This is a genomic window from Corynebacterium sp. HMSC074C03, assembly GCF_001838285.1.
Taxonomy (GTDB): Bacteria; Actinomycetota; Actinomycetes; order Mycobacteriales; family Mycobacteriaceae; genus Corynebacterium; species Corynebacterium amycolatum.
In genome coordinates this window covers 38,264-62,769 of the sequence record NZ_KV836202.1, presented here as the reverse complement: position 1 = coordinate 62,769, position 24,506 = coordinate 38,264, and the positions used below count along the sequence as shown (strand labels likewise).

General features: G+C 57.1%; 21 protein-coding genes. 10 read left to right on the top strand and 11 right to left on the bottom strand.

From position 1 onward, the window contains the following. Positions 1-2,517 carry a DNA gyrase subunit A gene (gyrA, locus tag HMPREF2847_RS03595; protein WP_246821932.1) on the bottom strand — a complete coding sequence of 839 codons (2,517 nt, stop codon included), beginning with the start codon at positions 2,515-2,517 and terminating at the stop codon, positions 1-3. 271 nt (positions 2,518-2,788) lie between these two features. Here gyrA and HMPREF2847_RS03590 point away from each other — a divergent pair, with 271 nt between their 5' ends. Together HMPREF2847_RS03590 and HMPREF2847_RS03585 are read left to right on the top strand one after the other, a co-directional pair. Beyond that, positions 2,789-3,016: a CopG family transcriptional regulator gene (locus tag HMPREF2847_RS03590; RefSeq protein ID WP_070429074.1), complete on the top strand. Its 228-nt coding sequence runs from the start codon at positions 2,789-2,791 to the stop codon at positions 3,014-3,016. Next, positions 3,013-3,351: a hypothetical protein gene (locus HMPREF2847_RS03585; protein ID WP_070851559.1), complete on the top strand. Its 339-nt coding sequence runs from the start codon at positions 3,013-3,015 to the stop codon at positions 3,349-3,351. The genes HMPREF2847_RS03590 and HMPREF2847_RS03585 overlap by 4 nt, the downstream gene beginning before the upstream one ends. 13 nt (positions 3,352-3,364) lie before the next feature. On the opposite strand, the gene HMPREF2847_RS03580 is transcribed toward HMPREF2847_RS03585, so the two are convergent. The 7 genes from HMPREF2847_RS03580 to dnaA all read right to left on the bottom strand — a co-directional run bounded on the left by HMPREF2847_RS03580 (position 3,365) and on the right by dnaA (position 14,009). Next, on the bottom strand, positions 3,365-5,317 hold the full coding sequence (locus HMPREF2847_RS03580) for an alkaline phosphatase family protein (RefSeq protein ID WP_070851558.1): 1,953 nt from the start codon (positions 5,315-5,317) through the stop codon (positions 3,365-3,367). 47 nt (positions 5,318-5,364) lie between these two features. Continuing rightward, the gene (locus HMPREF2847_RS03575) at positions 5,365-6,273 is read right to left on the bottom strand and encodes an alpha/beta fold hydrolase (protein WP_336620213.1); all 909 of its coding nucleotides are present in this window, start codon (positions 6,271-6,273) and stop codon (positions 5,365-5,367) included. Between the two features lie 74 nt (positions 6,274-6,347). After that, a complete protein-coding gene (gyrB, locus tag HMPREF2847_RS03570) occupies positions 6,348-8,387 on the bottom strand; it encodes a DNA topoisomerase (ATP-hydrolyzing) subunit B (protein ID WP_070549579.1) in 2,040 nt (679 codons plus the stop codon). A gap of 289 nt (positions 8,388-8,676) precedes the next feature. Beyond that, on the bottom strand, positions 8,677-9,339 hold the full coding sequence (locus tag HMPREF2847_RS03565) for a DciA family protein (RefSeq protein ID WP_005511606.1): 663 nt from the start codon (positions 9,337-9,339) through the stop codon (positions 8,677-8,679). 5 nt (positions 9,340-9,344) lie between these two features. After that, entirely contained in the window at positions 9,345-10,544 is a 1,200-nt protein-coding gene (gene recF / locus HMPREF2847_RS03560; protein WP_070851556.1) for a DNA replication/repair protein RecF, read from the bottom strand. Between the two features lie 9 nt (positions 10,545-10,553). Further along, on the bottom strand, positions 10,554-11,744 hold the full coding sequence (gene dnaN / locus HMPREF2847_RS03555) for a DNA polymerase III subunit beta (RefSeq protein ID WP_070851555.1): 1,191 nt from the start codon (positions 11,742-11,744) through the stop codon (positions 10,554-10,556). Between the two features lie 513 nt (positions 11,745-12,257). Then, on the bottom strand, positions 12,258-14,009 hold the full coding sequence (dnaA, locus tag HMPREF2847_RS03550) for a chromosomal replication initiator protein DnaA (protein WP_070851554.1): 1,752 nt from the start codon (positions 14,007-14,009) through the stop codon (positions 12,258-12,260). 694 nt (positions 14,010-14,703) lie between these two features. Between dnaA and rpmH the strand changes: the two genes are divergently transcribed. The 8 genes from rpmH to HMPREF2847_RS03515 all read left to right on the top strand — a co-directional run bounded on the left by rpmH (position 14,704) and on the right by HMPREF2847_RS03515 (position 21,225). Continuing rightward, on the top strand, positions 14,704-14,841 hold the full coding sequence (gene rpmH / locus HMPREF2847_RS03545) for a 50S ribosomal protein L34 (protein ID WP_005511646.1): 138 nt from the start codon (positions 14,704-14,706) through the stop codon (positions 14,839-14,841). A 20-nt stretch (positions 14,842-14,861) separates the two neighbouring features. Next, the gene (gene rnpA, locus HMPREF2847_RS03540) at positions 14,862-15,242 is read left to right on the top strand and encodes a ribonuclease P protein component (RefSeq protein ID WP_005511651.1); all 381 of its coding nucleotides are present in this window, start codon (positions 14,862-14,864) and stop codon (positions 15,240-15,242) included. After that, positions 15,202-15,534 (top strand): membrane protein insertion efficiency factor YidD, encoded by a 333-nt coding sequence (gene yidD / locus HMPREF2847_RS11215; protein ID WP_080972909.1) that lies wholly within the window; start codon positions 15,202-15,204, stop codon positions 15,532-15,534. Before rnpA ends, yidD begins: the two co-directional genes overlap by 41 nt. Positions 15,535-15,620: 86 nt before the next feature. Then, positions 15,621-16,769, top strand: a complete 1,149-nt coding sequence (gene yidC, locus HMPREF2847_RS03535) for a membrane protein insertase YidC (RefSeq protein ID WP_070851553.1) — start codon at positions 15,621-15,623, stop codon at positions 16,767-16,769. Between the two features lie 321 nt (positions 16,770-17,090). Beyond that, positions 17,091-17,726, top strand: coding sequence for a 16S rRNA (guanine(527)-N(7))-methyltransferase RsmG (gene rsmG / locus HMPREF2847_RS03530; RefSeq protein ID WP_070851628.1), 636 nt, complete (start codon positions 17,091-17,093; stop codon positions 17,724-17,726). 278 nt (positions 17,727-18,004) lie between these two features. Then, positions 18,005-18,961: a ParA family protein gene (locus HMPREF2847_RS03525; RefSeq protein WP_070851552.1), complete on the top strand. Its 957-nt coding sequence runs from the start codon at positions 18,005-18,007 to the stop codon at positions 18,959-18,961. A 21-nt stretch (positions 18,962-18,982) separates the two neighbouring features. After that, on the top strand, positions 18,983-20,260 hold the full coding sequence (locus HMPREF2847_RS03520) for a ParB/RepB/Spo0J family partition protein (RefSeq protein WP_070851551.1): 1,278 nt from the start codon (positions 18,983-18,985) through the stop codon (positions 20,258-20,260). Positions 20,261-20,271: 11 nt separating this feature from the next. Continuing rightward, positions 20,272-21,225: a hypothetical protein gene (locus HMPREF2847_RS03515; protein WP_070851550.1), complete on the top strand. Its 954-nt coding sequence runs from the start codon at positions 20,272-20,274 to the stop codon at positions 21,223-21,225. 26 nt (positions 21,226-21,251) lie between these two features. Here HMPREF2847_RS03515 and HMPREF2847_RS03510 read toward each other — a convergent pair whose 3' ends face one another. The 3 genes from HMPREF2847_RS03510 to trxB all read right to left on the bottom strand — a co-directional run bounded on the left by HMPREF2847_RS03510 (position 21,252) and on the right by trxB (position 24,499). Then, a complete protein-coding gene (locus HMPREF2847_RS03510) occupies positions 21,252-22,436 on the bottom strand; it encodes an N-acetylmuramoyl-L-alanine amidase (protein WP_005511642.1) in 1,185 nt (394 codons plus the stop codon). Between the two features lie 410 nt (positions 22,437-22,846). Further along, positions 22,847-23,167 (bottom strand): thioredoxin, encoded by a 321-nt coding sequence (trxA, locus tag HMPREF2847_RS03505; protein WP_070628759.1) that lies wholly within the window; start codon positions 23,165-23,167, stop codon positions 22,847-22,849. A gap of 393 nt (positions 23,168-23,560) precedes the next feature. Then, positions 23,561-24,499, bottom strand: a complete 939-nt coding sequence (gene trxB, locus HMPREF2847_RS03500; protein ID WP_070851549.1) for a thioredoxin-disulfide reductase — start codon at positions 24,497-24,499, stop codon at positions 23,561-23,563. Positions 24,500-24,506 lie beyond the last annotated feature (7 nt).

Below are 24,506 nucleotides of genomic sequence, written 5' to 3'. Positions count from 1 at the left end.
TTACTCCTTCTCCGCCTCCGAGTCACCGGACTCGGCGGCACCGGTGCTCTTGGTGGCGCCGGTGCGCTTCGGGACTACGTCCAGGGTTCCGGCCTCAGAGACCTTGGAAGCGGTCTCCTCACCCTCATCCTCAACGTTGCGGTCGATAGCCAGCAGTTCCACGCCATCAGCGAGGTTGACCAGGCGCACGCCCTTGGTGGCACGCGAGGTGGCGCGAATCTCGTTGACGTTGGTGCGGATGATGTCGCCGGCGGAGGTGACAGCGAAGATTTCGTCGTCATTGTCGACCACCAGGGCCCCCATCAGCGGTCCACGCTTCGGGTCGTACTTGAGCGTCAGCACGCCCATACCGCCGCGGTTCTGCGGGGTGTACTCGCTGAGCTTGGTCTTCTTGCCGAAGCCGCCGGTCGTGGCGACCAGCAGGTTGTGCTCTTCCTCGACCACGACCATGCTGAGCAGCTTGTCGTCGCCCTTGAAGCGCATGCCCTGGACACCGGCGGTGGCGCGGCCCATCGGGCGCAGCGCGTCGTCGGAAGCCGTAAAGCGGATGGCCTGGCCACGCTCAGAGACGAGCAGCAGGTCATCGTCAGCAGAGCACAGACGAGCACCGATGAGGGAGTCGCCTTCGCGCAGGTTGATGGCAATCAGGCCAGCGGAGCGAGCGGACTCGTAGTCCTCCAGGCGGGACTTCTTGACCTTGCCTTCGCTGGTGGCCAGCACCAGGTACGGGCTGTCCTGGTAGCTCTGAATCTGCAGCACCTCGGCGATGCGCTCCTCCGGCTGGAACTCCAGCAGATTGGCGACATGCTGACCGCGGGCGGCGCGAGTGGCCTCCGGCAGTTCGTAGGCCTTGAGACGGTAGACGCGACCCTTGTTGGTGAAGAACAGAATCCAGTCGTGCGTGGAGCAGACGAAGAAGTGGCGGACAATGTCGTCCTGCTTCAGATCCGCGCCGCGTACACCCTTGCCACCACGGCGCTGTGCCTTGTAGGCATCGACCTTAGTGCGCTTGGCGTAGCCCGTGGAGGTAATGGTCACAACCACGTTTTCGCGGGCGATGAGGTCCTCTTCGGTGACGTCGCCTTCAGCGGCCACGATCTGGGTACGACGGTCGTCGCCGTACTTCTCCACGACCTCGGTCAGCTCTTCCTTGACGATGGCGCGCTGACGATCCGGGTTAGCCAGGATGTCCTTCAGGTCGGCGATCTCGAGCTCGATCTCAGCCAACTCGTCGATAATCTTCTGGCGCTCCAGAGCAGCCAGACGACGCAGCTGCATCGCCAGGATGGCGTCAGCCTGAATCTCGTCGATGTCGAGCAGACCCATCAGGCCCGTGCGTGCGGTATCGACCGTGGCGGACCGACGAATCAGGGCGATGACCTCGTCCAACATATCCAGGGCCTTGACCAGACCACGCAGGATATGGGCACGCTTTTCCTTCTCGTCCAGGCGGTACTGGGTCCGTCGGACAATGACCTCAATCTGGTGGGCGACGTACAGCGTCACCATCTGGTCAATGCGCAGCGTACGCGGCACACCGTCGACGATGGCGAGCATGTTCGCACCGAAGCTGGTCTGCAGCTGGGAGTGCTTGTACAGGTTGTTCAGCACCACACGCGGTACGGCGTCGCGCTTGAGCTTGACGACGATACGCATGCCCCACTTCAGGTCGGATTCGTCATCAATCGAGGCAATGCCCTGCAGACGCCCGTCCTTGACCTGATCTGCGATGTTGGCAATCATGCGGTCCGGGTTGACCTGGTACGGCAGCTCAGTGATGACAATCGACTGACGAGTGCCCTCCTGCTCAATCGAGGTCACACCGCGCATGCGGATCGAACCGCGACCGGTGGTGTAGGCCTCCTTGATGCCCTTGTCGCCGACAATCTGGGCGGCAGTTGGGAAATCCGGGCCCTTGATGCGTTCCATGACCGCATCCAGCGTGGTCTTTTCATCCGCATCCGGGTTGTCCAGGCACCAGTTAATGGCATCCGCGACCTCACGAAGGTTGTGCGGTGGGATGTTGGTAGCCATACCGACGGCAATACCGCCGGAGCCGTTCATCAACAGCTGCGGGACACGCGACGGCAGAATAACAGGCTCTGTCGTACGACCGTCATAGTTCGGCTGGAAATCGACGGTGTTTTCGCGAATGTCGCGCACCATTTCCATGGCCAACGGCGTCAGACGGGCCTCCGTATAACGCATAGCTGCGGGGCCGTCGTCACCGCGGGAGCCGAAGTTACCCTGACCGTCGACAAGCGGATAGCGCATGGACCACGGCTGCGCCATGCGCACCATGGTGTCGTAAATAGCGATGTCGCCGTGCGGGTGGTAGTTACCCATCGTGTCCGAAACCGGCTTAGCGGACTTCACATAGCCGCGCTCCGGGCGGTAGCCGTTGTCGAACATGGCGTAGAGAATGCGGCGGTGCACCGGCTTGAGACCATCACGAATCTCCGGCAGCGCACGGCCCACAATCACGCTCATGGCGTAGTCGATATAGCTCGACTGCATCTCTTCATTGATGTCGATCGGGCGAACCTGGTGGCCCAATACTCCACTTCCGAAGGATGAGCCGTCGTTGTTGTTATCGTCGCTCAATGACTGCTTCCTTTACTTAAAAGAGGTTCGCATCCATTCTACAGGGCTTTAGAGCCCGCTTTACGACGCCGTGTGCAACTTTTCGATACCATTGTGGTATCAGATGCTTGGTTTTTAAGCCTGATAGCGGAAACAAACCAGCGCAGTTAGGAAGCGCGGCTAGGCAGCAAGGAGCAAGTGCGCGATGGCGATGACCTTAAGGCTCACGAAAGAACAGGACACCGCCCTGGCGCTGCTGGCGCACATGGAGGGCGTGTCTAAACACGAGGCCGCCATTCGCGCCATCGAATCCGCCGCAGCGAGAGCCCTTCAGCAAGGTCAGGCTCGGGAAATTACGGCAAGCGTAATTGATACTGACATGGCGCTGCTGCGAAAGTTGTGCTCCCCGAGGCCCCGGGGAGCACAGGAATGAGCGCGCTCCAGATTCAGCTTCTCAGCGAGGCCGCTATCCTGGCGGCCACCGATGAACTGGTGGCCACAGTGCCGGAATTGGCCGACGCTACACTTGCGAGACCATGGACAATCAGCGCTATTGTCGCCGCCAGCTCAGGAGTCATTGCTGGCCACCGTAGCTTTCCCGCGATTTCTGCGGCAGCGCAGGCGGTCGCTTACGCAACGTTTCACGTGAAACCACTAAGTTTTGGCAACACCGCACTGGGCGCACTACTTGCACACATACTCCTCACCACCAACGGCGAAGAGCTGTCATTCGCAGAGACGTGGGATCTGGTCAAAGGCGGCACTTAGCCGGGGACAGGGCCTAGTCACTCTTTCGGGTAAACGGGCTGGTCGGAATGCGATTGCCGGACTCCAGCCGGCCCGTGTAATACGCCGTGGCCTCACCTTCAGCCAGCTCAACCTCGTACCAACCATCACGGACATAATCAGCCGTCCGGTCCTGCCCGCCAACTAGAACACGTCCCGCCGCGTGCTCCAAAGTGACCTCCGGCAACTCTTTCGCCGTCTTGCTGAATACACGCAGGAAGCGGTCCGGGCCGCACACGGTAAGTTCGCGCTCCAGGAGTCCAATTCGCAGCTCTAACGTACCGAGCACCGTGTGATGCTCCACCTTATTGCCACTGTAAACAGCGAAAACAGCCTCACGGGAACCGTCATTGACCAGCACAAGATTGCCGCCTTTGAGGTAGGCGTGCAGCCGGTACGGTGTCGGCAGCGCGGTCGCCTGCTCGGACTCCTGCACAGGATAGTCACCGGCCGGCTCCGCCTCCCAGCGCTTCACAAACTCCGGCGCTGGTCCCGGCTGCTCTGGAAGCTGCATTCCCGTAGACGCCGAGAAGTCCAGTGTGGATACCAAATCACCACATACCCGACGACGCCAATCAGTGATATTTCCGCAGCTCACGCCGGTGACTTGCTCCAGGAAACGGATCACCGAAGTGTGATCGAAGACCTCTGAGGACACCAAACCACCCACCGACCACGGTGAAATGACAGTCATCGGGACGCGGAAACCGAGCCCCTTCGGCTTGCCCAGGTACCACTCCCCCGGCTCATTCTTCGGCGGCAACGGCGGCACCACATGGTCGAAGTAACCATCAAACTCGTCAAAGTTAATCAGGAAGACGGTCTTGGCCCACACCTCCGGGTTGGAGGCCAACGCATCCAACAGGCGGTAAGTGATATTCGCCGACTGAATCGGCGAGGACGCTCCCGGGTGCTCGCTTTCCGCAGACGAAGGCACAATCCAGGACACCTTTGGCAGCTGCCCAGATTCAACATCTCGTCGGAAAGCGTCGGCTAGCGTGCCCGGCGGGCGGCGGTGCAGCGCGCGATCATAGAGATCCCGTTCCGCGTCAGGCAGCTTCTCCACAGCGGCATTCAGGCGATCGACCATCTCCTGTTGCTCTGTAGTTGGCGGCGTGCCATCGCCCAGTTCCAGTAGCTTCTCATGAAAATCCGTCATGTCGAGACCAGGCAGCCCGGCCTCACGGATAACCTTGCGGCCAATATTTCGAAACGCGGCAAAGAAATCCAGGTTGTTGTCCGTGTAGTTATCCCACTCCTGGTAGACACGCCACGGCACCCCTGCCTCCGTGAGCTCCTCGGCATAAGTGCGCCACTTATACCCCGGGTGCGTCGGCTCATACGCCGCATTGCCAACCGCTCCAGTCCCCCACGGTTCCTTTCGGGTGTCACCCGAAAACAGGTAGTTGCGGTTCGGGCTTGTCGACGTAGGCATCGAGGAAAAGTAACCATCACAGATGGTGAACGTCTCTGCGAGAGCGAATTGGAACGCAATGTCCTGGCGGTCATAGCAGGCCATCGTGCCCTTACCCTTGGCCTCGATCCAGCCGTTACAGCGGCCGCCGTTTAGTGCAACCTGCCCGTCTTCCCAACCGTGCGGCAGACTCGCAATGTACTCCACCGAGAGATCACCACGATTAGCGGCGTTGCGGATTAGATATGGACTGACCCCACTCTGGTTGAATACACCCGGTAAAGCGGAGTTGTCTTTGTACCCTCGCACACCTCGGAGCGTGCCGAAGTAGTGATCAAAAGAGCGGTTTTCCTGCATCAACACGACTACGTGCTCAATTTGGTCAAGAGAGCCAGCCGGTCGGGGCTGCGCGAGCGCGTGGCGCAGTGATGGTGGCAGCAGGTTGCTCGCAGCGGTGACGGCACCGACTCCTGCGGCGGTCTGCAGGAAGTGCCGACGGGAAAATTCAGATATTTTTTTAGGTGATGTTGCCATAAGTATCTACGTTAAGAAGCGCAGATTACAGGTTGGAAAATTGCAGTTTAAATCTCCTCAATGAACCGCTCGAAGCGGTCAACCACAGCCTGCGGCTCACGCGCCCATCGGTTATGTCCCAGGCGCTGCTCAATGAACTCGTACTTCGCCGAATTCGGCAACATCCGCGCCAAGGCCTGCGCCGACTCCGCCGGGCAGTCACGGTCACCACCGCAGTTCAACAACAACGCCGGGGTAGTTACCTTAGGCATCTCAGCGGCATAGTCGATGTCCGCACCGCGCGGTCGCAGGAGACCCGTGCGAGAGAAGCGCGCCCACTCCACCACATGGTTACGGGCCTGTCGGCCGTAGCCGGCCACATCAAACCTGCCCGCTGGCCAATAACCCAGAATCTGGGACACTACCTGCATAAACGGTGCGCCGTAGCGAAGCCGCTTGTACTCGTTGCCAGTAAAACACTTGTAGTGCGGCGTACCGGAGCCGACCATCACTACGCCAGCCACGTCCGCTTCCGGTCGAGCCAGATACAGCGAGGCAATCTGGCCGCCCATGGAATGACACAGCAGGTAGACCGGCAGCTTCTCCTCTGTGCTCTCCCCTGCCGCGAGGTGGTCGAACTCCTTACGCGCACGCGCCACGGCCAACGGGTAATCCACCGATGCAAGATCCTGGTAGCCCCAGTTGTGGCCACGGGTGGCCACCGCAGTCTGGTTACCCTGGCCGCGCAGCTCCGAGGTCAGGACGCACAAACCTCGGCGCTGTAACTCTTGGGCAATCGGCCGGTAATAGCGAGCCCCCATGCCAAAGCCCGGCCAAATAACGACGATGCCCCGAGGCGTACCTTCGGGAGTCCGAAGCGCCATCGGGGTCACGGAGCCATCGGGCAATGTCTCCTGCACAATACGTGGCTCGACTGGCGGTTCCCCGTTGACCATGCTTCCTCGAGTATCTTCCATTTCATAAACATTAATGGCTGAACTGAGGTTTTGTCAGGGGAACCGACAAGCCGATAACTAGACTAGGTATCGGCTTAGACGTCGAGGAAGCGAACGTCCTTCGCATTACGGGTAATAAACGAACGTCGTGAAGCGACGTCATCGCCCATCAGAATGGTGAACAGTTCATCGGCCTTCTGTGCGTCCTCGAGGGCGACCTTACGCAGCACGCGGTGATCCGGATCCATGGTGGTATCCCACAGCTCGGCGGCGTTCATCTCACCGAGACCCTTGTAGCGCTGGACACCGTCGTCCTTGTTGATCTTGCGGTTGGCGGCCAGCCCCTCTTCCAGCAGCTGATCGCGCTCAGCATCTGAGTAGGCGTAGCCCGGCTCACCCTTGGCCCACTTGAGCTTGTACAGCGGTGGCTGGGCGAGGTAGACGTGCCCTTCATCAATCAGCGGACGCATCAGACGGAACAGCAGCGTCAGTAGCAGCGTGGCAATGTGCTGACCATCAACGTCGGCATCGGCCATCAGCACAATCTTGTGGTAGCGCAGCTTTTCGATATCGAACTCGTCGTGAATACCGGTGCCCAGCGCCGTAATAATAGCCTGGACCTCGTTGTTCTTCAGCGTCTTATCCAGGCGCGCCTTCTCGACGTTCAAAATCTTACCGCGCAGCGGCAAAATGGCCTGGAACAGCGAGTTTCGGCCTGCCTTTGCAGAACCACCTGCGGAGTCACCCTCCACGATGAACAGCTCGGACTGCTTCGGGTCCTTCGAACGGCAGTCCGCCAACTTGCCCGGCAGGCCTCCGAGATCCGTCGCGGACTTACGACGCACCAGGTCGCGGGCCTTACGAGCCGCCTGACGGGCATGCGCCGAAGCAATGGCCTTGTTAACAATGGCCTTAGCCTCAGCCGGATTGGCCTCCAGCCAGTGACCGATGTGCTCATTGGTCATGCGCTGGACGAAAGAACGCACCTCGGTGTTACCCAGCTTCGTCTTTGTCTGGCCCTCGAACTGTGGATCGGCGACCTTCACCGAAATCACGGCAGCGAGACCTTCACGGCAGTCCTCGCCGGAGAGGTTGTTTTCCTTCTCCTTCAACAGTCGGTGCTCACGCGCATAGCGGTTCATCAGCGATGTCAACGCAGAACGGAAGCCCTCTTCGTGGGTGCCACCCTCAATGGTGTTAATGGTGTTGGCGAAGGTGTGCACCGACTCGGAGTAGCCCGAGTTCCACTGCATGGCAATCTCGACCTCGTGGCCGTCACCTGCAGCATCGAAGGAAATGATGGTCGGGTGGATGATGTTCTTCGACTTGTTCAGATTCTCGACATAATCCCGCAGACCATTCGGGTAGTGGAAGACCTTGCGGCGCTCCTTCGGCTTGGTGGTCTTCTCTGCCTGCTCCTTCTGCTCCTCAGCCGCATCCTTGGCGATTTCAGCGGATTCGGTCTCCGCCTGCTCCGCCAGAGCCTCAGCCTCGAGCTCTTCCTCGGAGACACGCTTGTCCACCAACGTGATGGTCAGGCCCTTGTTCAAAAACGCCATCTCACGCAAGCGGCGAGAAATGGTGTCGAACTTGAAATCGGTGGTCTCAAAAATCTCCGGGTCCGGCCAGAAACGCTGTGTGGTGCCCGAACCACGAGTCTTCTTACCTCGGATAATCTCTTCCGGGACGGCCTGGTCGAAGTTCTGGTACCAGGTGTAGCCATCACGGATGACCTCGGTTTCCATACGCGTCGACAGCGCGTTGACCACCGAAATACCCACACCGTGCAGACCACCGGAAACAGCGTAGGACTCGGAGTCAAACTTGCCGCCGGCGTGCAGTTGAGTCATAACCACCTGCACCGTCGGCATGCCCGACGGGTGCATTTCGACAGGAATACCACGACCGTTATCGCGGACCTGAACGCCGCCGTCTTCCAGCAGAGTGACCTCAACATCGGTGGCGTAACCCGCCATCGCCTCGTCGACGGAGTTGTCTACAACCTCCCACACCAGGTGGTGCAAGCCACGCTCACCAGTCGAGCCAATGTACATACCCGGCCGCTTACGCACGGCCTCGAGGCCCTCGAGGATGGTAATCGATGAGGCGTCATATTGATGTTCGGTAGCAGCCACGGTTCGGCGCGTCTCCTATTCTTGGTTCTCTCCCCGCGCAACATTCGTCAGCGCGCGAAAAATAGGCCGGCGGTCAAGCGCTATCGGCGCCAGCCAGAACTACATAGGACTACTAGATAGGTCTGGCTAGTTTGGATGCCGAGAACGTCTCAAGAACCGCCTGCCGGTATTCTCCTGCCCATCTTACCCCAACGTAGTCCCCTACTGTGGATATAGCCGATGCGCTCAAAGGACCAAATTTCGCAGTTTTACGCATACCGACGCCTATTCGTAGACCGTTTACCGACCTTTACCCGTAAGTATCACGCGGTCCTCGGCCCTCGATGTGCAATTTGCCCTTGCGCCAATTCGGCGCTTTCGGCCCCAGCACCTTAATTTCCTCAACCACCCCATCGCCGACGCGTTCCGCAATCGACTTCAAAACCTGTCGCTGCGCTAGCCGCAGCTGTGTTGCCCATGCTGTCGATTGGCACTCGACCACCAAAGTGCCGTCCTTGAACTCCTTGACCTGGGAGTGTTCCGCGACAACTTTGCCGACCATCGAATCCCACTCCGTCATGATCACACCGTGGGCAATATGGATCTGCCAACCGCGATCAACTACTGCTTTATTCAGCACCGCACCAATCGGCGCAGGTCGACGGTCATATTTCCGGTACAGCCGAATCCCCGCCTCCTTCAACAGGCTCGGCGAAATTACCGTACCGGCACGATCTCGCACAACTGCTTGCGCTGCCCGCTGCTTATCGACGTCCGCAACAATCCCCTCCGCGGCCTTCACAGGCACACGGCTATCGAGGCCAGACCACGAGCCCTTCTTCTTCGGTGGGCGCTGGAGATTCGGTAACTTGTGACCGCCCTCCTTAGCGGCATCGCGCATGCGGAAGAAAGCGTCGCTGATCAGGTCGTTTTCCTCTTCCGGTGAGTTATCCGGCTCCATGTTCTCGACCATACCCGTCACTCTTCCGCGACTGGGTTTTCATCCAACAACGAGATTCGCCCCTGCTCAGTCTGTGCCACCGTCACCGTGTGATGAGTCACCGAGGAATCCTCGACCAATGCCTGCGGTAACTCCTCTCCCACCGCCGAGGTGATTAACACCTGCTCAGCCTGCTGCGCGATCTCCATGAGAGCTTCCCGACGATGCCGGTCGAGCTCCGCAAACACGTCGTCAAGCACCAAAACCGGGTCGGGTCCATCGGCACGGAGCAAAAAGTATGCGCCGAGGCGCAGCGCGAGTGCAAAAGACCAGGTCTCGCCGTGGCTAGCGAAGCCCTTGGCGGGGTCATTGCCGAGAATGAGGTCGAGATCATCGCGATGCGGACCAACGAGACAGGAACCGCGCTCAATCTCCGCGGTGCGGCGCTCCGCCATCTTCGTCAGCAGCAATGCCTCCAGCAGCTCCGGTTCGCTGGGCAATGGCCCGCCATCCAGGCTGTCGACCTTCGGCGCATAGGCAATCGTGGCTGGGCGCGAGTGCGGGGCAAGCGTGGCATAGGCCTCGCTGACATGTTCGGAAAGCTCGGCAATCAAATCCATGCGCGCAGCCATTAACGCCGCTCCCACCTGCGCCAATTGCGCATCCCAGGTATCCAGCGTGCTCAGTGCGGCCTGCCCCTCCGAAGAAGAATAGCCACGGCGCAGCGTCGAGCCCGCCGACTTCAGCAGCGCATTCTTCTGACGCAAAATCTTGTCATATTGAATGCGGATACCGGCGGACAGTGGCCGTCGTAAAGCGAGCAAATCGTCGATGTAGCGGCGACGGGAAGCGGGCTCGCCTTTAACCAGCGTGAGATCCTCGGGCGAGAAAAATACCGACTTGACGATCCCCAGCAACTCCCGCGGGGACTTCAGCCTCGTGCGATTAATCTGCGCCTGATTCGCGCGATGCGGATTGATGAGCAGATGCGCAGTTAGCTCGCGGCCATCATTGACCGCCGTCGCCGAAATGCGTGCCGACGGGGTCCCCGAACGAACCAGCGGAGCATCCATAGAAACTCGATGCGAACCGAGCGTGGAGAGATACCCAACGGCCTCGACGATATTGGTCTTGCCGTAGCCATTTTGCCCGGTAAATACGGTAATTCCAGGCGTGAACTCGACTTCCAACTCCGGCCAGGAGCGGAAGTCCCGCAAGGACAAATACCGAATGTGCATAGCCGCAGACTAGCCCGGCAGGCGCACAGGCATCAGCAGGTAAGTGAAGTCGGTCTCCGGCGTTGGGTAAAAGCCGTCCTCACCGAGCTCCGGAATGGCTTCCGGCTCCGGAATGAGAATCGCAGGACGCGATGGCTGCGTAAAGCCCAGCAGAACACGATGGGAGCGAACAGCGCTGAGCCCCTCGAGCAGGTACTGCGGGTTGAAGGCAATCAGAAGTGGTTCACCATAGAAGTTGCAGGCCACAGTCTCTTCTGCGTGACCAACCTCGTCTCCATGAGCGGAAAGGACAACCTGACCGTCGGAGAAGTCCATGCGAATCTGCGCACCGTGATCCGCCATCAGAGACACACGACGGATGGCATCCTGCAGCTGGTCAACACGGGCAACAGCCATGGAGGAATGCTGCTTCGGTAGCAGCGGACGGAACTTCGGGAACTCGGCGTCCAGCAGTCGCGTGGTAGTGCGACGAGGATCTGCGAGGATAGCCAGCAAGCCTTCGGAGCCGACCTCACGATCATCGGATCCGTCGCCGAATGCCAAGGTCACTGGCTCGCTCGAAGTGGTATCGAGAGTGCGGGCGGTCTCCGCGAAGGTCTTGGCCGGGATGAGCAGCTTGGTCTCACCCTCCGGGATCTGCTCCCACTCGAAACTGCGAACCGCCAGGCGGAAACGGTCGGTGGCAGCGAGAGTGACCTCGTTACCTTCGGTTTCCATCCGGATGCCAGTCAGCATCGGCAGCGACTCATCCTTGCCGGCAGCGACAGCGACCTGACCAATAGCCTCGGCCAGCAGAGCTGCATCGACGGTGCCGGTAGCAGCCGGAGCTTCCGGTAGCTGCGGGTAATCCTCCAAGGTCAGACTTGGCAGCTCGAAGCGGGAAGAACCACAACGAACGATGACCTTCGTGCCATCAAAGTGCATCTCTACCTGCTTATTCGGCAGCTTAGAAACAATGTCAGAAACCAACTTGCCATTGACGGCGAAGCGACCGGGCTCATCGACCTCTGCGCTAATACGGATCTGAGTGGAGACCTCGTAGTCATAGCCAGCGAGCTGCAAACCATTGTCATCCGCGAGAAAAACCATGCCTCGCAGAATCGGCTGAGTCGGGCGTGCAGGCAGGTTACGAGCAACCCAGCTCACCGCACCCGCGAGATCGTCCTTAGCCGCGCGAATACGGACTTCGGTCTGCTCCATCGTTCCTCCACCGGTATTGGATGTCTGTTTTTAGCCGTTTATTAGCCGTCTTTTGTGTTGTCAGCGCGCTATGTCAGCACACATGACTGGAGTTACAAAGATTCCATCGTACAACTCTACTGCAGACTGCCAAAGACCTCACTGGGATTCTTGTAGTCCGTCTAGTGCTTAATCGTAGTTCTTACTCGTTCTTGGCATTTTTAAAGTTGTGCGCCAGAGGTTGTTTGCTCGGGGTTGTGCGCAGGCCCCCTTTTATCTAGAAGTTTCTAGAGATTTTTAAAGTCGGGAGTAGTAATAGGGGGTGTGCACATTGTGAAATTACATGATTCCCGCTGGTCTTCGCTGGTTTCGCGCTGTGGATAACCAGTGCGTCTAACTGTGGATAACTTGGGGTGTCTGTGGATAGTGTTCGGGCTTCATCTTTCATCCACAAAATTTACGAGTTGTCCACAGCTCTGTGCACGGAAAAACCGCAGTTAATAACAAGAATTCCGCACGCCGAACCCAAGGTTTTTAAGCCGTTCCACGAGCTCGATCTCGAATGCGTGTGGTCAGGTCGTTGACCTGGTCCTTTGAGGGCTTCTTCTCCTGAATTTCCTTAACAATCTTGCGTTCAGCGTGCAAAACCGTCGAATGGTCACGATTTCCGAACTCTCGGCCAATCGACGGCAACGAAAGCTCAGTGAAGGACCTCGTCAGGTACATCGCAATCTGGCGTGCATGAGCGACCGGGCGAGTCTTACCCGGGCCCACCAAATCTGCAACCGTTAGGTCGAAGTATTCAGCCGTGGTGGAGATGATGATCTCCGGAGTAATCTGCACCTCGATTTCGTCGGCACCGAGGATCTCCTGTGCAAACTTCAAGGTCACAGGCTCATGAATCATGGACGCGTGAGCGCTAATCTGCAGTAGACGCCCCTCGAGCTCACGAATAGAAGACGAGGTGTTCTCCGCGATGTACTGGAGTACATCATGCGGAACGACCAGATCAGACAGCTGTGCCTTCTTCGACAGAATTGCGATTCGCGTCTCCAAGTCCGGGTATTGCAGATCCGGATTGAGCCCCCACTGGAAGCGGGTACGAAGGCGATCCTCCAGAGTCTTAAGCTCCCGCGGTGGGCGGTCCGACGACAGCACAATCTGGTGATTGGACTGGTGCAGGGCATTGAACGTATGGAAGAACTCTTCCTGTGTACCTTCCTTGCCCTCCAAGAACTGGATGTCATCGATGATGAGCATGTCCAAATCGCGGTAGCGACGCTTGAAGGATTCCTGGGCGTCGTCACGCACGGAATTAATGAAGTCGTTGGTGAACTCTTCCGAGGAAACGTAACGAACCCGCAGGTTAGGGTACAAATGCTTGGCGTAGTGACCAATGCCGTGGAGCAGGTGCGTCTTGCCAAGACCCGAACCGCCGGAGATAAACAGCGGGTTGTAGGTGCGCCCCGGAGACTCCGCAACAGCGACGGCGGCTGCAGCGGCGAACTTATTCTGCGGACCAATAACGAAGGTCTCGAAGGTGTAGTTCGGGTTGAGGGTGGGCTCCTCGAAAGGCATGCTCATCTCGGTTGGAGTGCCGTGGCTCTCGGAGCGGAAAGGACTTGTGACCTGGCGCTGATCAGCAATAGTCATCGGATTCTCGGCAGATGAGTGCGAAAGCCCCTGCGCCATTGAATCCACGGCGTCCATCGATCGGTGCTGTGACTGGGCACTTTGCTGATTATGGACATTTGGCTGATGCGTCTGCGGCACTTGTGGCATCTGTGTCGATCCCTGGTGCTGCTCGTGGAGATTGAAGTCGTTCGTATCTGCACTGGGGAACGGGTAGTTACGGCCAGACTGCTGCTGGTGCTGCTGCTGGTTTGGCTGTTGACGCTGAGCCTGCTGCGGACGCGAAGCTGCAGATGGGGTCTGTCCCGAGTGCTGTGCAGATGGTTGAGTGGCCTCCGCCGCCTGGCTATCTTCAGCGTCGTCAGCAGGATCAGCAACGGTGATGACCGTTTCCAACTCCTCGCCGGTCAGCGAAGCTAAGACGGCTTCGATAATGCCCTTGAGCTCTTCTTTTACCAGCGCCTGTACCACTGGCGATTGAGTGCTGAGCAGGAAAAAACCTGGAAAGTCACCAGTGTGCGTCACTGACCGCAGCAGTGCCTTGTGTGGCGGGCGTAGTGGTGCAATACCCAACTCCGGCGCACCTTCTGGTGAAGTCAGGATAGAAACGACCTGCTCCCAGAGTCCACCTGGCAATTCTGGTTGTTCGCTCACTGTGTGAATGTCCTTTTACATGTTTACGTTCATCAAATTTATCGAGGCGACCTGTTTTTGTGGAGTGTTTTTGGCATGGCGAGAGTGCCATAGCTGCCCATTTGGGGGCTATTTCTTGTAATTCGCCCTGTGGGGTGTTTCTACACAAGGTGCTATACGCCCCGAGCAGGACTTCCACATGTTTGTCCACACCTGTGGATAAACATCGTCGCTAATTGACTAACAGTTTATCCACAGTCTGCTCACAATGAAAAATAGCCCCCTAGTCTGCGTTTACCTAGGTAAACGCGTTATTTCCCCTGCTCGCTGTGATTCATGGTGTGGAAGTTATCCACAGCTGATTGGATGAACACCCTGTGGATTGCGGTGCATAGGTCAGTATTTCCACAGGTCAACATCGGTACCGTTGGAAAACTTGGAAAATGATTCTCCAGGTAAATCCGGCGTGTTGATTTGAATTTCTCCCTCGATTCGACGTAACCTATCTGGGTGTTTCATATCCATTGAGATATGAGTCCGAGCTCGTGCTTGGACCCGACAGAACGCTTGTAGCTTTCATTCTGTCGGTAAGTAATTTTTCCGTGCATCACGGGAATGCGTCAGACGCATCGCTGCTTCGCACTCAAAGCGAGAGATTTACTGCGGTGTGTTCAGCGTGGACTCGTGGTCGTTTGAGTTTCAAGGAGTGTCAACCGTGTCGAAGCGGACGTTCCAGCCGAATAACCGCCGTCGTGCACGCGTGCACGGCTTCCGTACCCGTATGCGTACCCGTTCCGGTCGCGCCGTTGTGGCAGCACGCCGCAGCAAGGGCCGTGCCCGCCTGTCCGCTTAAGTAAGAGGACGCCGATTTCGGTGCTCCCTCAGAGCAATAAGCTGCGTTCTTCGCGTGACTTCACGGTCACCGTACGACGTGGACGCCGAATCGGACGCAAGACTTTGGTCTTGCATATTCGTGACACCGCCGCTTCTGGCGGTGAAGATAAGACCGATACGCAGATTGCCAGGTTTGGTGGTCCGCGTGTCGGTCTTGTCGTGTCTAAAGCTGTGGGCAACGCCGTGACTCGTCACGCTGTATCCCGCAAGCTCCGCCATGTTATGGCCGCGGCCGCGCAGGATCTCCCGTCCACTATGGACATTGTCGTTCGCGCGCTGCCCGCTTCTGCCACAGCCACCAGCCAGGAGCTGTCCCACGATGTGCAATCGGCACTCGCTACATACGAACGTCGGCGCTAATTCGCTTGACGACGGCCCCCTCGCCCAGGCCCCCGGTGCACGTGTGGCTGAGAGGGCGATTCTCTTCTACCGCCGCCGTATCTCTAATCTGAAGCCAACGAGCACATGTCGTTTTGAACCGACGTGCTCCGCATATGGTCTTGAGGCCGTGCGCCGCTTCGGAGCTATTCGTGGCCTGTGGCTGACTCTCCTGCGTATCTTCCGTTGCGCACCCTGGCATCCGGGCGGCTGGGATCCAGTTCCAGCTACATTCCCCGGCCTGGGTTCGTGGTTAAAGCGAATGCACAGGTAACCTCTAGTAATGCTTAGCCTTTGACCGGGCTTTGTAGACGAAGGCGCGAGTGCGCTGCCCCCTAAAGAACGGAGTGATCTTAGACCGTGCTCAATTTCGTGTATTGGCCGATTTCGGCCATCCTGTGGTTCTGGCATAAGGCCTCAGGTTTCCTATTCGATCCCTCCTCGGGTATCTCGTGGGTGCTGGCCATTATTTTGCTTGTGGTCACCATCCGTATCCTCCTGTTTAAGCCGATGCTGAACCAGCAGCGTTCTGCCATCAAGATGCAGCAACTCGCTCCTGAGATGCAGGCGATCAAGGAGAAGTACAAGAATGATCAGCAGGCTCAGGCTCTTGCTATGCGCCAGCTACAGAAGGAAATGGGTGTCAACCCGCTCGGCGGCTGTCTGCCGATTCTGGTTCAGATGCCTGTGTTCATCGGTCTTTTCCACGTGCTGCGTTCGTTTAACCGAACAGGTACGTCGGGCAATGCGCTCGGCATGTCGGTGGAGCAGAATTGGAATACGCCTAACTACATCTTCGGTGTAGATGAGGTGCGGTCCTTCCTCCTGGCTCGTGTGCTCAATGCTCCACTGTCCAGTTCGGTTGGAATGGGTGAGGATCAATACGCAGCCTTTACCGTGCCTGGTACGCCTGCAGACTTCACCCGCATGGACATCATGATCGTTGCTATCCCGCTGATTGTTGTCGCGGCACTGGCAACGCACTTCAACGCTCGTATGTCTGTTGAGCGCACGCGTGCCCGCCAGGAAGCCGGCTTGGTGAAGCGCCAAGAAGGCCCTATGGGGCAGCAGATGGACATGATGAACAAGATGATGCTTTGGTTCTTCCCAATCATGATTCTTGTTACCGGTGCTTTCTGGCACATCGGTCTTCTTGTCTACATGGTGACTAACAACGTGTGGACCTACTTCCAGCAGCGCTACATCTTTGGCAAGCTGGATGAGGAAGAGAAGGAAGCTGTCGCAGCCAAGAAGGCTGCCAAGCGCGAGGCACAGGAGAAGCTCGCTCCGAAGGTTGGCCAGAAGCCAATCAACCCGAAGAAGGGCGGCAAGCGCCAGGCAAAGCAGAATTCGCAGCAGTCGCAGTCTGGTGAGGCTTCTACTGCGAACAAGGCTTCTAGCCACCTTCCAGATGGCAATTCGGCGAAGGGACAGCAGGGTCCGGCTTCCAAGCCGGCGCCGGGACAGAAGCCCGCGAATCGGAAGAAACGGAAGCGCAAAAAGAAATAGCTGAAGTAGCACTGCGCTTCGTCTACATAAGTTAATTAATCAGAACGCCCCGCATTTGCTGCGGGGCCGTTTTTGTTTGCCTTAGTCCCCTTTCACGCAAATAACGGCGCTGTTATTACAGATCTGTAGTTTTCTCTGGAGTCTCGAGTTTGGCATCCATCCCCAGTCAATGTTTCACGTGAAACATCGTTGTTGCACTGTCGTACACTAGGGGTGTTGAAAAGCTCGACGAGTGACGGCACAGCTGCCCCATTGGAAAGGTTAGAGGAACTGTTGAGTAACTCCGCGAAAGATGTCGATAAGCAAGAAGCCTCCGCAGGTATGGTCGATGCAGATCTGCGTTCGGTGATAGATACCGTGTTTGGAGACAATGCCGATCGGGCATACCGCTACCACTCATGGTTGGCCGAGGAGGCGACAGTCCGAGGTTTGATTGGGCCACGTGAAACTCCAAAGCTGTGGGATCGGCACATTATCAATTCTGCGGTAGTTGGAGAAGCGATAGGCAAAGGGCTTGTAGTTGCGGATATTGGTTCGGGGGCGGGCTTGCCCGGCATTCCGCTTGCTCTTGCACGACCGGATTTGAAGGTGGTTCTTGTGGAACCATTGCTGCGCCGTACAACTTTTTTGAACGAAGTTGTGGAAGATCTTGAGCTGGACAATGTAACGGTAGTTCGCGGGCGTGCTGAGGAGAAACTGGTTCGCACTGAGATTGGCCAAGTGGATGTCGTCACCTCCCGCGCTGTTGCCCCTCTCGGGAAGTTGGCGGGATGGTCGCTTCCTTTAGTTAAATCCGGGGGCGCGATGGTTGCACTGAAGGGGGGAACTGCTCAAGAAGAAATCGATCGGGATGCAAAGCTTATTGCTCAGGCGAAGGGAATTAATCCTCGCGTCGTAGAGGTCGGCGGTTCCGTGTTGGGAACCTCGACGTACGCCGTGATCATTCAGAAGAAGTAGGCTGTAAGCCCCGCTCCCCTACTTCACTGCGGATTCGTTCGTGTTTTGGTTTCGGCATTGAGGCGCGTAGTGCCGTCGGGCTAGAGTGGGATAAGTATCGCGGTATGGCGAAGTCCTAGCGACCAAGGTGGATGTTTCACGTGAAACATTTCCACAATCGTCGGCGTCTAACGGTTGTTGGGGCTTGATGATTACGCTTTTGCAGATAGTTACTAAGTTTTAATTCGCACTCCAGTGGCCATGATTGGTGATTGCTGTGCTTGTAAGGGGAATAGTTAATGAGCCGGAAGTCCTGGCAAGACACACCCATCGCTGCGGCAGCTCAACGGGCGGCGCAAGTTAAAGCCCCGAACCGTTTATCGCTTCCACGCCCCGAGCGACCGCGTCGTATCACGATCGCCAACCAGAAGGGTGGCGTGGGCAAGACCACCTCGGCAGTCAACATCGCTTCGGCGCTTGCGCGGCATGGTCTCAAGGTTCTAGTCATCGATAATGATCCGCAGGGAAATGCTTCTACGGCCCTGGGAATTGAGCATGTTTCCGGGACTCCTTCGACGTATGAGCTTCTCATTGGCGAGCTACAGATTGACGATGTCATCCAGCGTTCCCCTGAATCCGAGAACCTCTATTGTGTGCCGGCGACATTGGACTTGGCGGGCTCCGAGATTGAGCTGGTCTCGCTCCTGAACCGTGAGCGCCGGCTTCTTGATGCAGTTCCAGATCAGTACTTGATCGACAATGGCTTCGACTTTCTCATTATTGACTGCCCGCCTTCGCTTGGTCTGTTGACGCTGAATTCGATGACCGCCGCCAACGAGGTTTTGATACCGATTCAGTGTGAGTTTTACGCCTTGGAGGGTGTGACGCAGCTGATGAATAACGTGCAGATGATTCGTCAGCATCTCAATCCGGAGCTGCATATTTCTGCTGTGCTGCTCACTATGTTCGATGGCCGCACCAAGCTGTCAGAAGAAGTTGCCAATGAGGTACGTAATTACTTCGGCGAGGTTGTTTTACGTAATCTCATCCCTCGATCCGTGAAGGTATCGGAGGCGCCGGGATATTCGCAGACCGTAATTTCCTACGATCCAGGGTCTCGGGGCGCAGTTGCTTATCTTGATGCTGCAAAGGAATTGGCAACGCGTGGCGACTATTCAGCAGTTCCGGGGGGAAGTGCGATTGGGCAAAAGCCAGCTTCCTCCCCTACCCCGTCCAATTCCATTGAGACAAATTAAAGCCACTAGGAGTAGTAACCGATGTCGAACCAGAAAAAGGAGAACCGCAAGGGAGGGCTCGGTCGCGGTATCGCTGCGCTGATTCCAACTGCTCCGGCGGCTAACCCGTCGGTCGGTGAGAGTGCCGCGGATATTATCTTCGGTCCCCGCCGTACCCAGGGGACGAAGCAGGCTGGAAGTAGCGGAGTTGCCGACGTACTGGGGGCAGCCGCGGCGGGATCCGGCACCTCGTTGACTGAGGGAGGAAACGCCGGAAAATCTGCAAAATCTGGGCAGAGCGAGCCTCATACCAATGAGGCGAAGAACCGTCACAGTGACGATAAGGCCATTGGTAAGCCTAGCGATGTTTCACGTGAAACAATGCCCTCAGCGACGTCGGGAGTAGTGGACCACAATAGCGCTAAGGTCGCTGATGTTGACGCTTCGGCTGCAAACGAGTTTGGCGCGACCTATCGCGAGATCGACTTGAAGCTGATCACGCCGAACCCGAAGCAGCCACGAGAGGTCTTCGATGAAGAACCCCTGGATGAGCTCGCTCACTCTATTCGTGAGTTCGGTCTATTGCAGCCAATTATCGTACGACCAATCACAAAGGATGATCGTGCGGCGGCACTCGAGGCAGCGCGCAAGGAAGATCCGAACGCGCCGCAACCCGAGTTTGAAATCATCATGGGTGAACGTCGCTGGCGTGCTTCTCAGCGAGCTGGAATTGACACGATTCCCGCCATCGTTCGCGATACTCCAAACCAGGACATGCTTCGCGATGCCCTACTAGAGAACATCCATCGCGTGCAGCTGAATCCACTCGAAGAGGCCGCTGCGTACCAACAGCTGCTCGATGAGTTTGGTGTTACTCAGGCAGAGCTGGCGGATCGTATCGGTCGCTCACGGCCCGTTATTACCAACATGATTCGACTCTTGCAGTTGCCGGTGGAGGTACAGCGACGTGTAGCGGTCGGTGTTCTGTCGGCTGGCCACGCACGTGCCTTGCTTGGGGTCAAGGCAGGTAAGGAGGAACAGCAGCGCCTCGCCGAGCGAATTGTTGCTGAAGGACTATCTGTCCGTGCGACCGAAGAAGCAGTGACATTACTCAATGCAGGCGAGCGACCAAAGAAGCAGCACCGCGAGCCCACTCCGCAGCCGGAGGTACTCCATAATTGGGCTGATCGCCTGTCCAATTCTTTTGATACGAAGGTGACTGCCCAGATGGGCAAGCGTAAGGGCAAAATTGTCATCGAATTCGGCAACCTCGAGGACTTTGATCGCATCATGTCACTGATGCATCTCGACGAAGAGTAAACCCGGCTACTGTGACTGAAGTATTCATCGAGAAAATTTCGCTGGCCGACATCGATGGAATCTATCCGGAGACGATGTTAAGCCTGTTTTGGGAACAGGGCATGGAGCATATCCGTACTGCAACTGCCCTACCCCACTTCTCGTCTGAGCCGCGCGAACCTAATTTGGACCCTCGCAAGCCAGAAGAGAATGAAGCCCTCAACGGCGATTTAAAGCATCCGGACAGCCAACCCCCTACTCGGCCTACCGGAGCCAGTGAGAGTCCCTTAAATAGCGACCTAAGCTCTGATTTAGCCGCCCAGGTGCGCTTGGAGAAGGAAGCATGGCTCAATACCGTCTACCTTTCCTGGGGGCCGTGCGGATATTCGCTACGGCGAAAGCCGCCGGCATCACTTATCGATGGGAAGCCGGAGACCGTCGGCACGCTCCTCTTTGCGCCCCCGCGCTTCTGCCCGACGACATTTTCCATGCCTTCCGGGCCAATATCGCCGGATGCGATTGCGCTGACGAGTCTCCATTACAACGCTTTAGAGGTCGATGATGACATGCTCCGCGTTCTCATTGTGACCGCTCTGCACAAGCTCGCGCTGCGCGGGATTTCAGCGGTAGAGGCGTTTGGTTGCAGTGGCACAGCGGATTCTATGTCGGGACCCACGCCGTCATCGCCAACGCCTGACGACGGTACGGAGAATCTAATCGCTGATTTCGAGGCGCAACTCGAAGAAAAGCTAAATCCAAAGCCGTGTATCTCAGATTCGTTGGCGGCGATTAACCATAACGCCGGTGATTTAATTCGTACGCGAACCCTTCTTGACTCCGGGTTTCGGGTGGTGACTCCACATCCGATTCATCCGAAACTCCGTATCGAGTTGGATGCGGAATTGGACTGGGACGAAGAAATCGGCCATGCGTTGGATCTAAGTGCGAAAGAACCCTTTATGCGCTCAAAGCTGTTCAGTCTCTAGCGCCGGGTCACATAGGCCGGCCGTGTTTAGGCTTTTTCCTCTTCAATCAGCTGAGCAAAGCTGTAAGCGCCGGTCATTGGTTGCTGCTCTTCATCGCCCAGGTACAGACGCTTTACAGCGACAACGATAGATTCGGCAATTACGTCCCGCTGATCTGGGGAAGAAAGAATTGCCACGTCATCCTCATTGGTCAGGTAACCAACGGCGACTTCCACCGTGGGCATCCTGGTCAGACGGAGGAGATCCCAAGTACGGGCGTGCGAGCGGCAGTCCACCAGGCTCGTACGGGCAACAATTTCCCGCTGAATAAGGCCAGAGAGCTGTTCGCCCAGAATGGAGTTGGAGCCCTTCATCGAGCCGAAGTAAAAGGTCGCAATACCGCTGGCGCGGTTGTTGTGATAGTGGTCAGCCTGCAGGGAGATGAAGATGTCAGCGCCAAATGCGTTGGCCATCTCAGCTCGATCTTCGATAGATGGGTTGTCGGTACGAGGACGAGACAGAATAGTCTCTGCACCCGCCGCGACAAGGCGACCTTCGATGCGAGAGGCCAAATCCCAAAGAATTTCCTCTTCAGAAATCTGACCGTAGGGGCCGTCGACCACGATGCCGGGCTCCCCTGCCCCAAGGCCTGGATCAATGACAATGCGCTTGCCTGAGAGCTTTGGCCCCATCGTGCGCAGGATTTCCTTCTCGTGGAAAGCGTTTACCGAGCCACCAGTAACCCTCCTACCTAAGTAGCTGAGCGCTCGGAGAGTAACGGGGCCACAGATACCGTCGGGCTCCAGCCCGTAATTGAGCTGGTATTCACGCACAGAGGCATCGGTCTTCGGGCCGAAGTGGCCGTCTACTCGGGCATCGTGGAAACCGAGCTCCTGCAAGGTAGCTTGGAGGACGCCCACGTCCTCACCGGTCATTTGTGATAGCGGATCGTAGGACAGTACGCGAGTGCCCAGAGTGTACGAAGCTTCTCGCAGTAGGCGCAGGGTGCTGTCGCGGATGATGCCGTCGGCATAGACACCGCGGGACTGTTGGAACGCCAGGAGAGCGTTGCGCATATCCTCATCAAAGAGGTCGTCGTCACCAGACCACTGAGGCGAGTTCTCTTCTGCAGCTGAGCCCTCCCAGTTGGGCAGAAGCCCAAGACGAGCCAGGGTAGAACGTACCTCGGCAACACGAGGTGACCTATCGCCCACCTTCAGAAACTCTGGCACGAAAACTCCCTTCCGAACTCCACAATTATGTTCAGGCCGTTGTGGGTCCTCACAACACTTAATCAGTATTACTGGCCAGTGAGCTAAACGAAACTTCAGTTAAGAAACTCCGCGCACTCTCAGAGGATATGGTCAGCAATACCTCTTAAGTTGGCGGCAACCTGGTTCCTTCACGGTATTAAGGAAGACGTAAACCGCCATTTCCAGCAAGATTACCAGGTCGCAGGCGCGAATTGATTGTTACGAGGGTGCGTCGGCAAGCTCGACGGCAAAACCCCAGAACTAACTCTAAATCACAACCATAACTTCAGTCACATCTTAATGGGGCGTGTCCAACGAAGGCGGAAGAAGTGAAGTGACGGGTGAGCAATCGCGACCTCGTATCGGATAAGGAGCAACCCCTGGTTTTTTTAAAGGTGCTTCTCGATGAGCGCCGTGATTTCGCCCTTCGGGCGGACTCCGCGAATCTCTTCGACCTTCTTGCCGTCCTTGAATAGGAGCAGGCTTGGGATGGACATAATCTGGAACATGCCAGCCAGTGCACGCTCCTCATCGACGTTGACCTTGGCGATGACGGCCTTGCCATCGAGCTCGGTCGCAACCTCGTCGAGAACGGGAGCAATCTTCTTACACGGGCCACACCACTCTGCCCAGAAATCTACAAGTACCGGCTTATCGGATTCGAGGACATCGGACTTAAAGGTGTTGGCGGTGACAGTTACCGGAGCCATGAAATTCTTCTCCTTAGAATGAGCTCGTTTGAGTTCTTAGTGGTTTTGATTCGTGCTCTTGATTCTAATTTTTCAACCCAGTTTCTTCAGTCTCGCGTACGGATTTGGCGCTAAAGGCGTCAAAAATTGGGGCTTCCGGTGGCGCGAGTGAAGCACTAAATTGTTAATTAATGGTGTTCTTGGGAACGCTGCGAGCGCTCGAGGGGTGCGGGGCGGATCGGGCTATAACACGTCCTGCTGCGCCCTCATTGAGCAACGTCTAGCAACAATTGGGCTGACAGACTATCGGATACTCCCAATAGTTGGATTTCTGCAATCGTTGGCCTTGTCCAACAATTGCACTGCCCCAACTATTAGCTGTTTATCCAGCTAGCGAGACTGCCCTGCTGTCAGCTACCGAGCAACAGTTTCCAAGTAGTGCTCAGCATCCAGCGCGGCCTTGCAGCCAGAGCCGGCGGCGGTAATTGCCTGCTGGTAATGCGAGTCAACAACATCGCCCGCTGCAAAGACGCCCTTGAGGGAGGTCTGGGTGCTCGGAGCGGCTACCTGAATGTAGCCATTCTCGTCGCAGTCCAGCTGATTGCGAACCATCTGCGAACGTGGCTCGTGGCCAATTGCTACGAACATGGCAGTCACATCGAGGACGGATTTCTCGCCAGTGACGGTGTCTTCCAGCTCGAGACCGGTAACTGAACCCTTGTCCTCACCAAGAACCTGGGACACAACCTTGTTCGTCGCAAAGCGAATCTTGTCATTGTTCTGGGCGCGCTCAACCATAATCTTTGACGCGCGGAACTCGTCGCGGCGATGGACAATCGTCACCGAGCGGGCGAACTTGGTAAGGAAGGTTGCCTCTTCCATCGCGGAGTCACCGCCGCCGATGACGGCGATATCGTGGTCGCGGAAGAAGAAACCATCACAAGTGGCACAGGCGCTGACACCGTGGCCCAGCAGTGCCTGCTCGCCCGGAGCGCCGACATAACGCGGAGCGGCACCGGTTGCCAAGATGACAGCGTGAGCCTTGTGCTCTTCTTCGCCAACCCAAACAGACTTGATGTCGCCGGTGAGATCCATGCGATCGACAATCTCCATGCGCAGGTCAGCGCCGAAGCGCTCAGCCTGTGCGCGCATCTGATCCATTAGCTCTGGCCCCATGATGCCCTCGGCGAAACCTGGGTAGTTCTCCACGTCGGTAGTCGTCATAAGCAGACCGCCAAACTCGATGCCCTCGAACACCACAGGCTTCAGGTCGGCGCGAGCTGCGTAAGTGGCAGCCGTATAACCGGCGGGACCGGAACCGACAATGATTAGGTCGTGAACGATATCGCTCATGAAGACT

Coding starts and splice junctions, on each gene's coding strand:
- HMPREF2847_RS03565 (WP_005511606.1), bottom strand. CDS start 9,339: ATGGTCGAGAACATGGAGCCGGATAACTCACCGGAAGAGGAAAACGAC.
- recF (WP_070851556.1), bottom strand. CDS start 10,544: ATGCACATTCGGTATTTGTCCTTGCGGGACTTCCGCTCCTGGCCGGAG.
- HMPREF2847_RS03590 (WP_070429074.1), top strand. CDS start 2,789: ATGGCGATGACCTTAAGGCTCACGAAAGAACAGGACACCGCCCTGGCG.
- trxA (WP_070628759.1), bottom strand. CDS start 23,167: ATGGCTCCGGTAACTGTCACCGCCAACACCTTTAAGTCCGATGTCCTC.
- dnaN (WP_070851555.1), bottom strand. CDS start 11,744: ATGGAGCAGACCGAAGTCCGTATTCGCGCGGCTAAGGACGATCTCGCG.
- yidD (WP_080972909.1), top strand. CDS start 15,202: ATGTGCAATCGGCACTCGCTACATACGAACGTCGGCGCTAATTCGCTT.
- HMPREF2847_RS03585 (WP_070851559.1), top strand. CDS start 3,013: ATGAGCGCGCTCCAGATTCAGCTTCTCAGCGAGGCCGCTATCCTGGCG.
- HMPREF2847_RS03525 (WP_070851552.1), top strand. CDS start 18,005: ATGAGCCGGAAGTCCTGGCAAGACACACCCATCGCTGCGGCAGCTCAA.
- HMPREF2847_RS03580 (WP_070851558.1), bottom strand. CDS start 5,317: ATGGCAACATCACCTAAAAAAATATCTGAATTTTCCCGTCGGCACTTC.
- rsmG (WP_070851628.1), top strand. CDS start 17,091: ATGGTCGATGCAGATCTGCGTTCGGTGATAGATACCGTGTTTGGAGAC.
- HMPREF2847_RS03520 (WP_070851551.1), top strand. CDS start 18,983: ATGTCGAACCAGAAAAAGGAGAACCGCAAGGGAGGGCTCGGTCGCGGT.
- gyrA (WP_246821932.1), bottom strand. CDS start 2,517: ATGCAGTCGAGCTATATCGACTACGCCATGAGCGTGATTGTGGGCCGT.
- HMPREF2847_RS03575 (WP_336620213.1), bottom strand. CDS start 6,273: ATGGAAGATACTCGAGGAAGCATGGTCAACGGGGAACCGCCAGTCGAG.
- trxB (WP_070851549.1), bottom strand. CDS start 24,499: ATGAGCGATATCGTTCACGACCTAATCATTGTCGGTTCCGGTCCCGCC.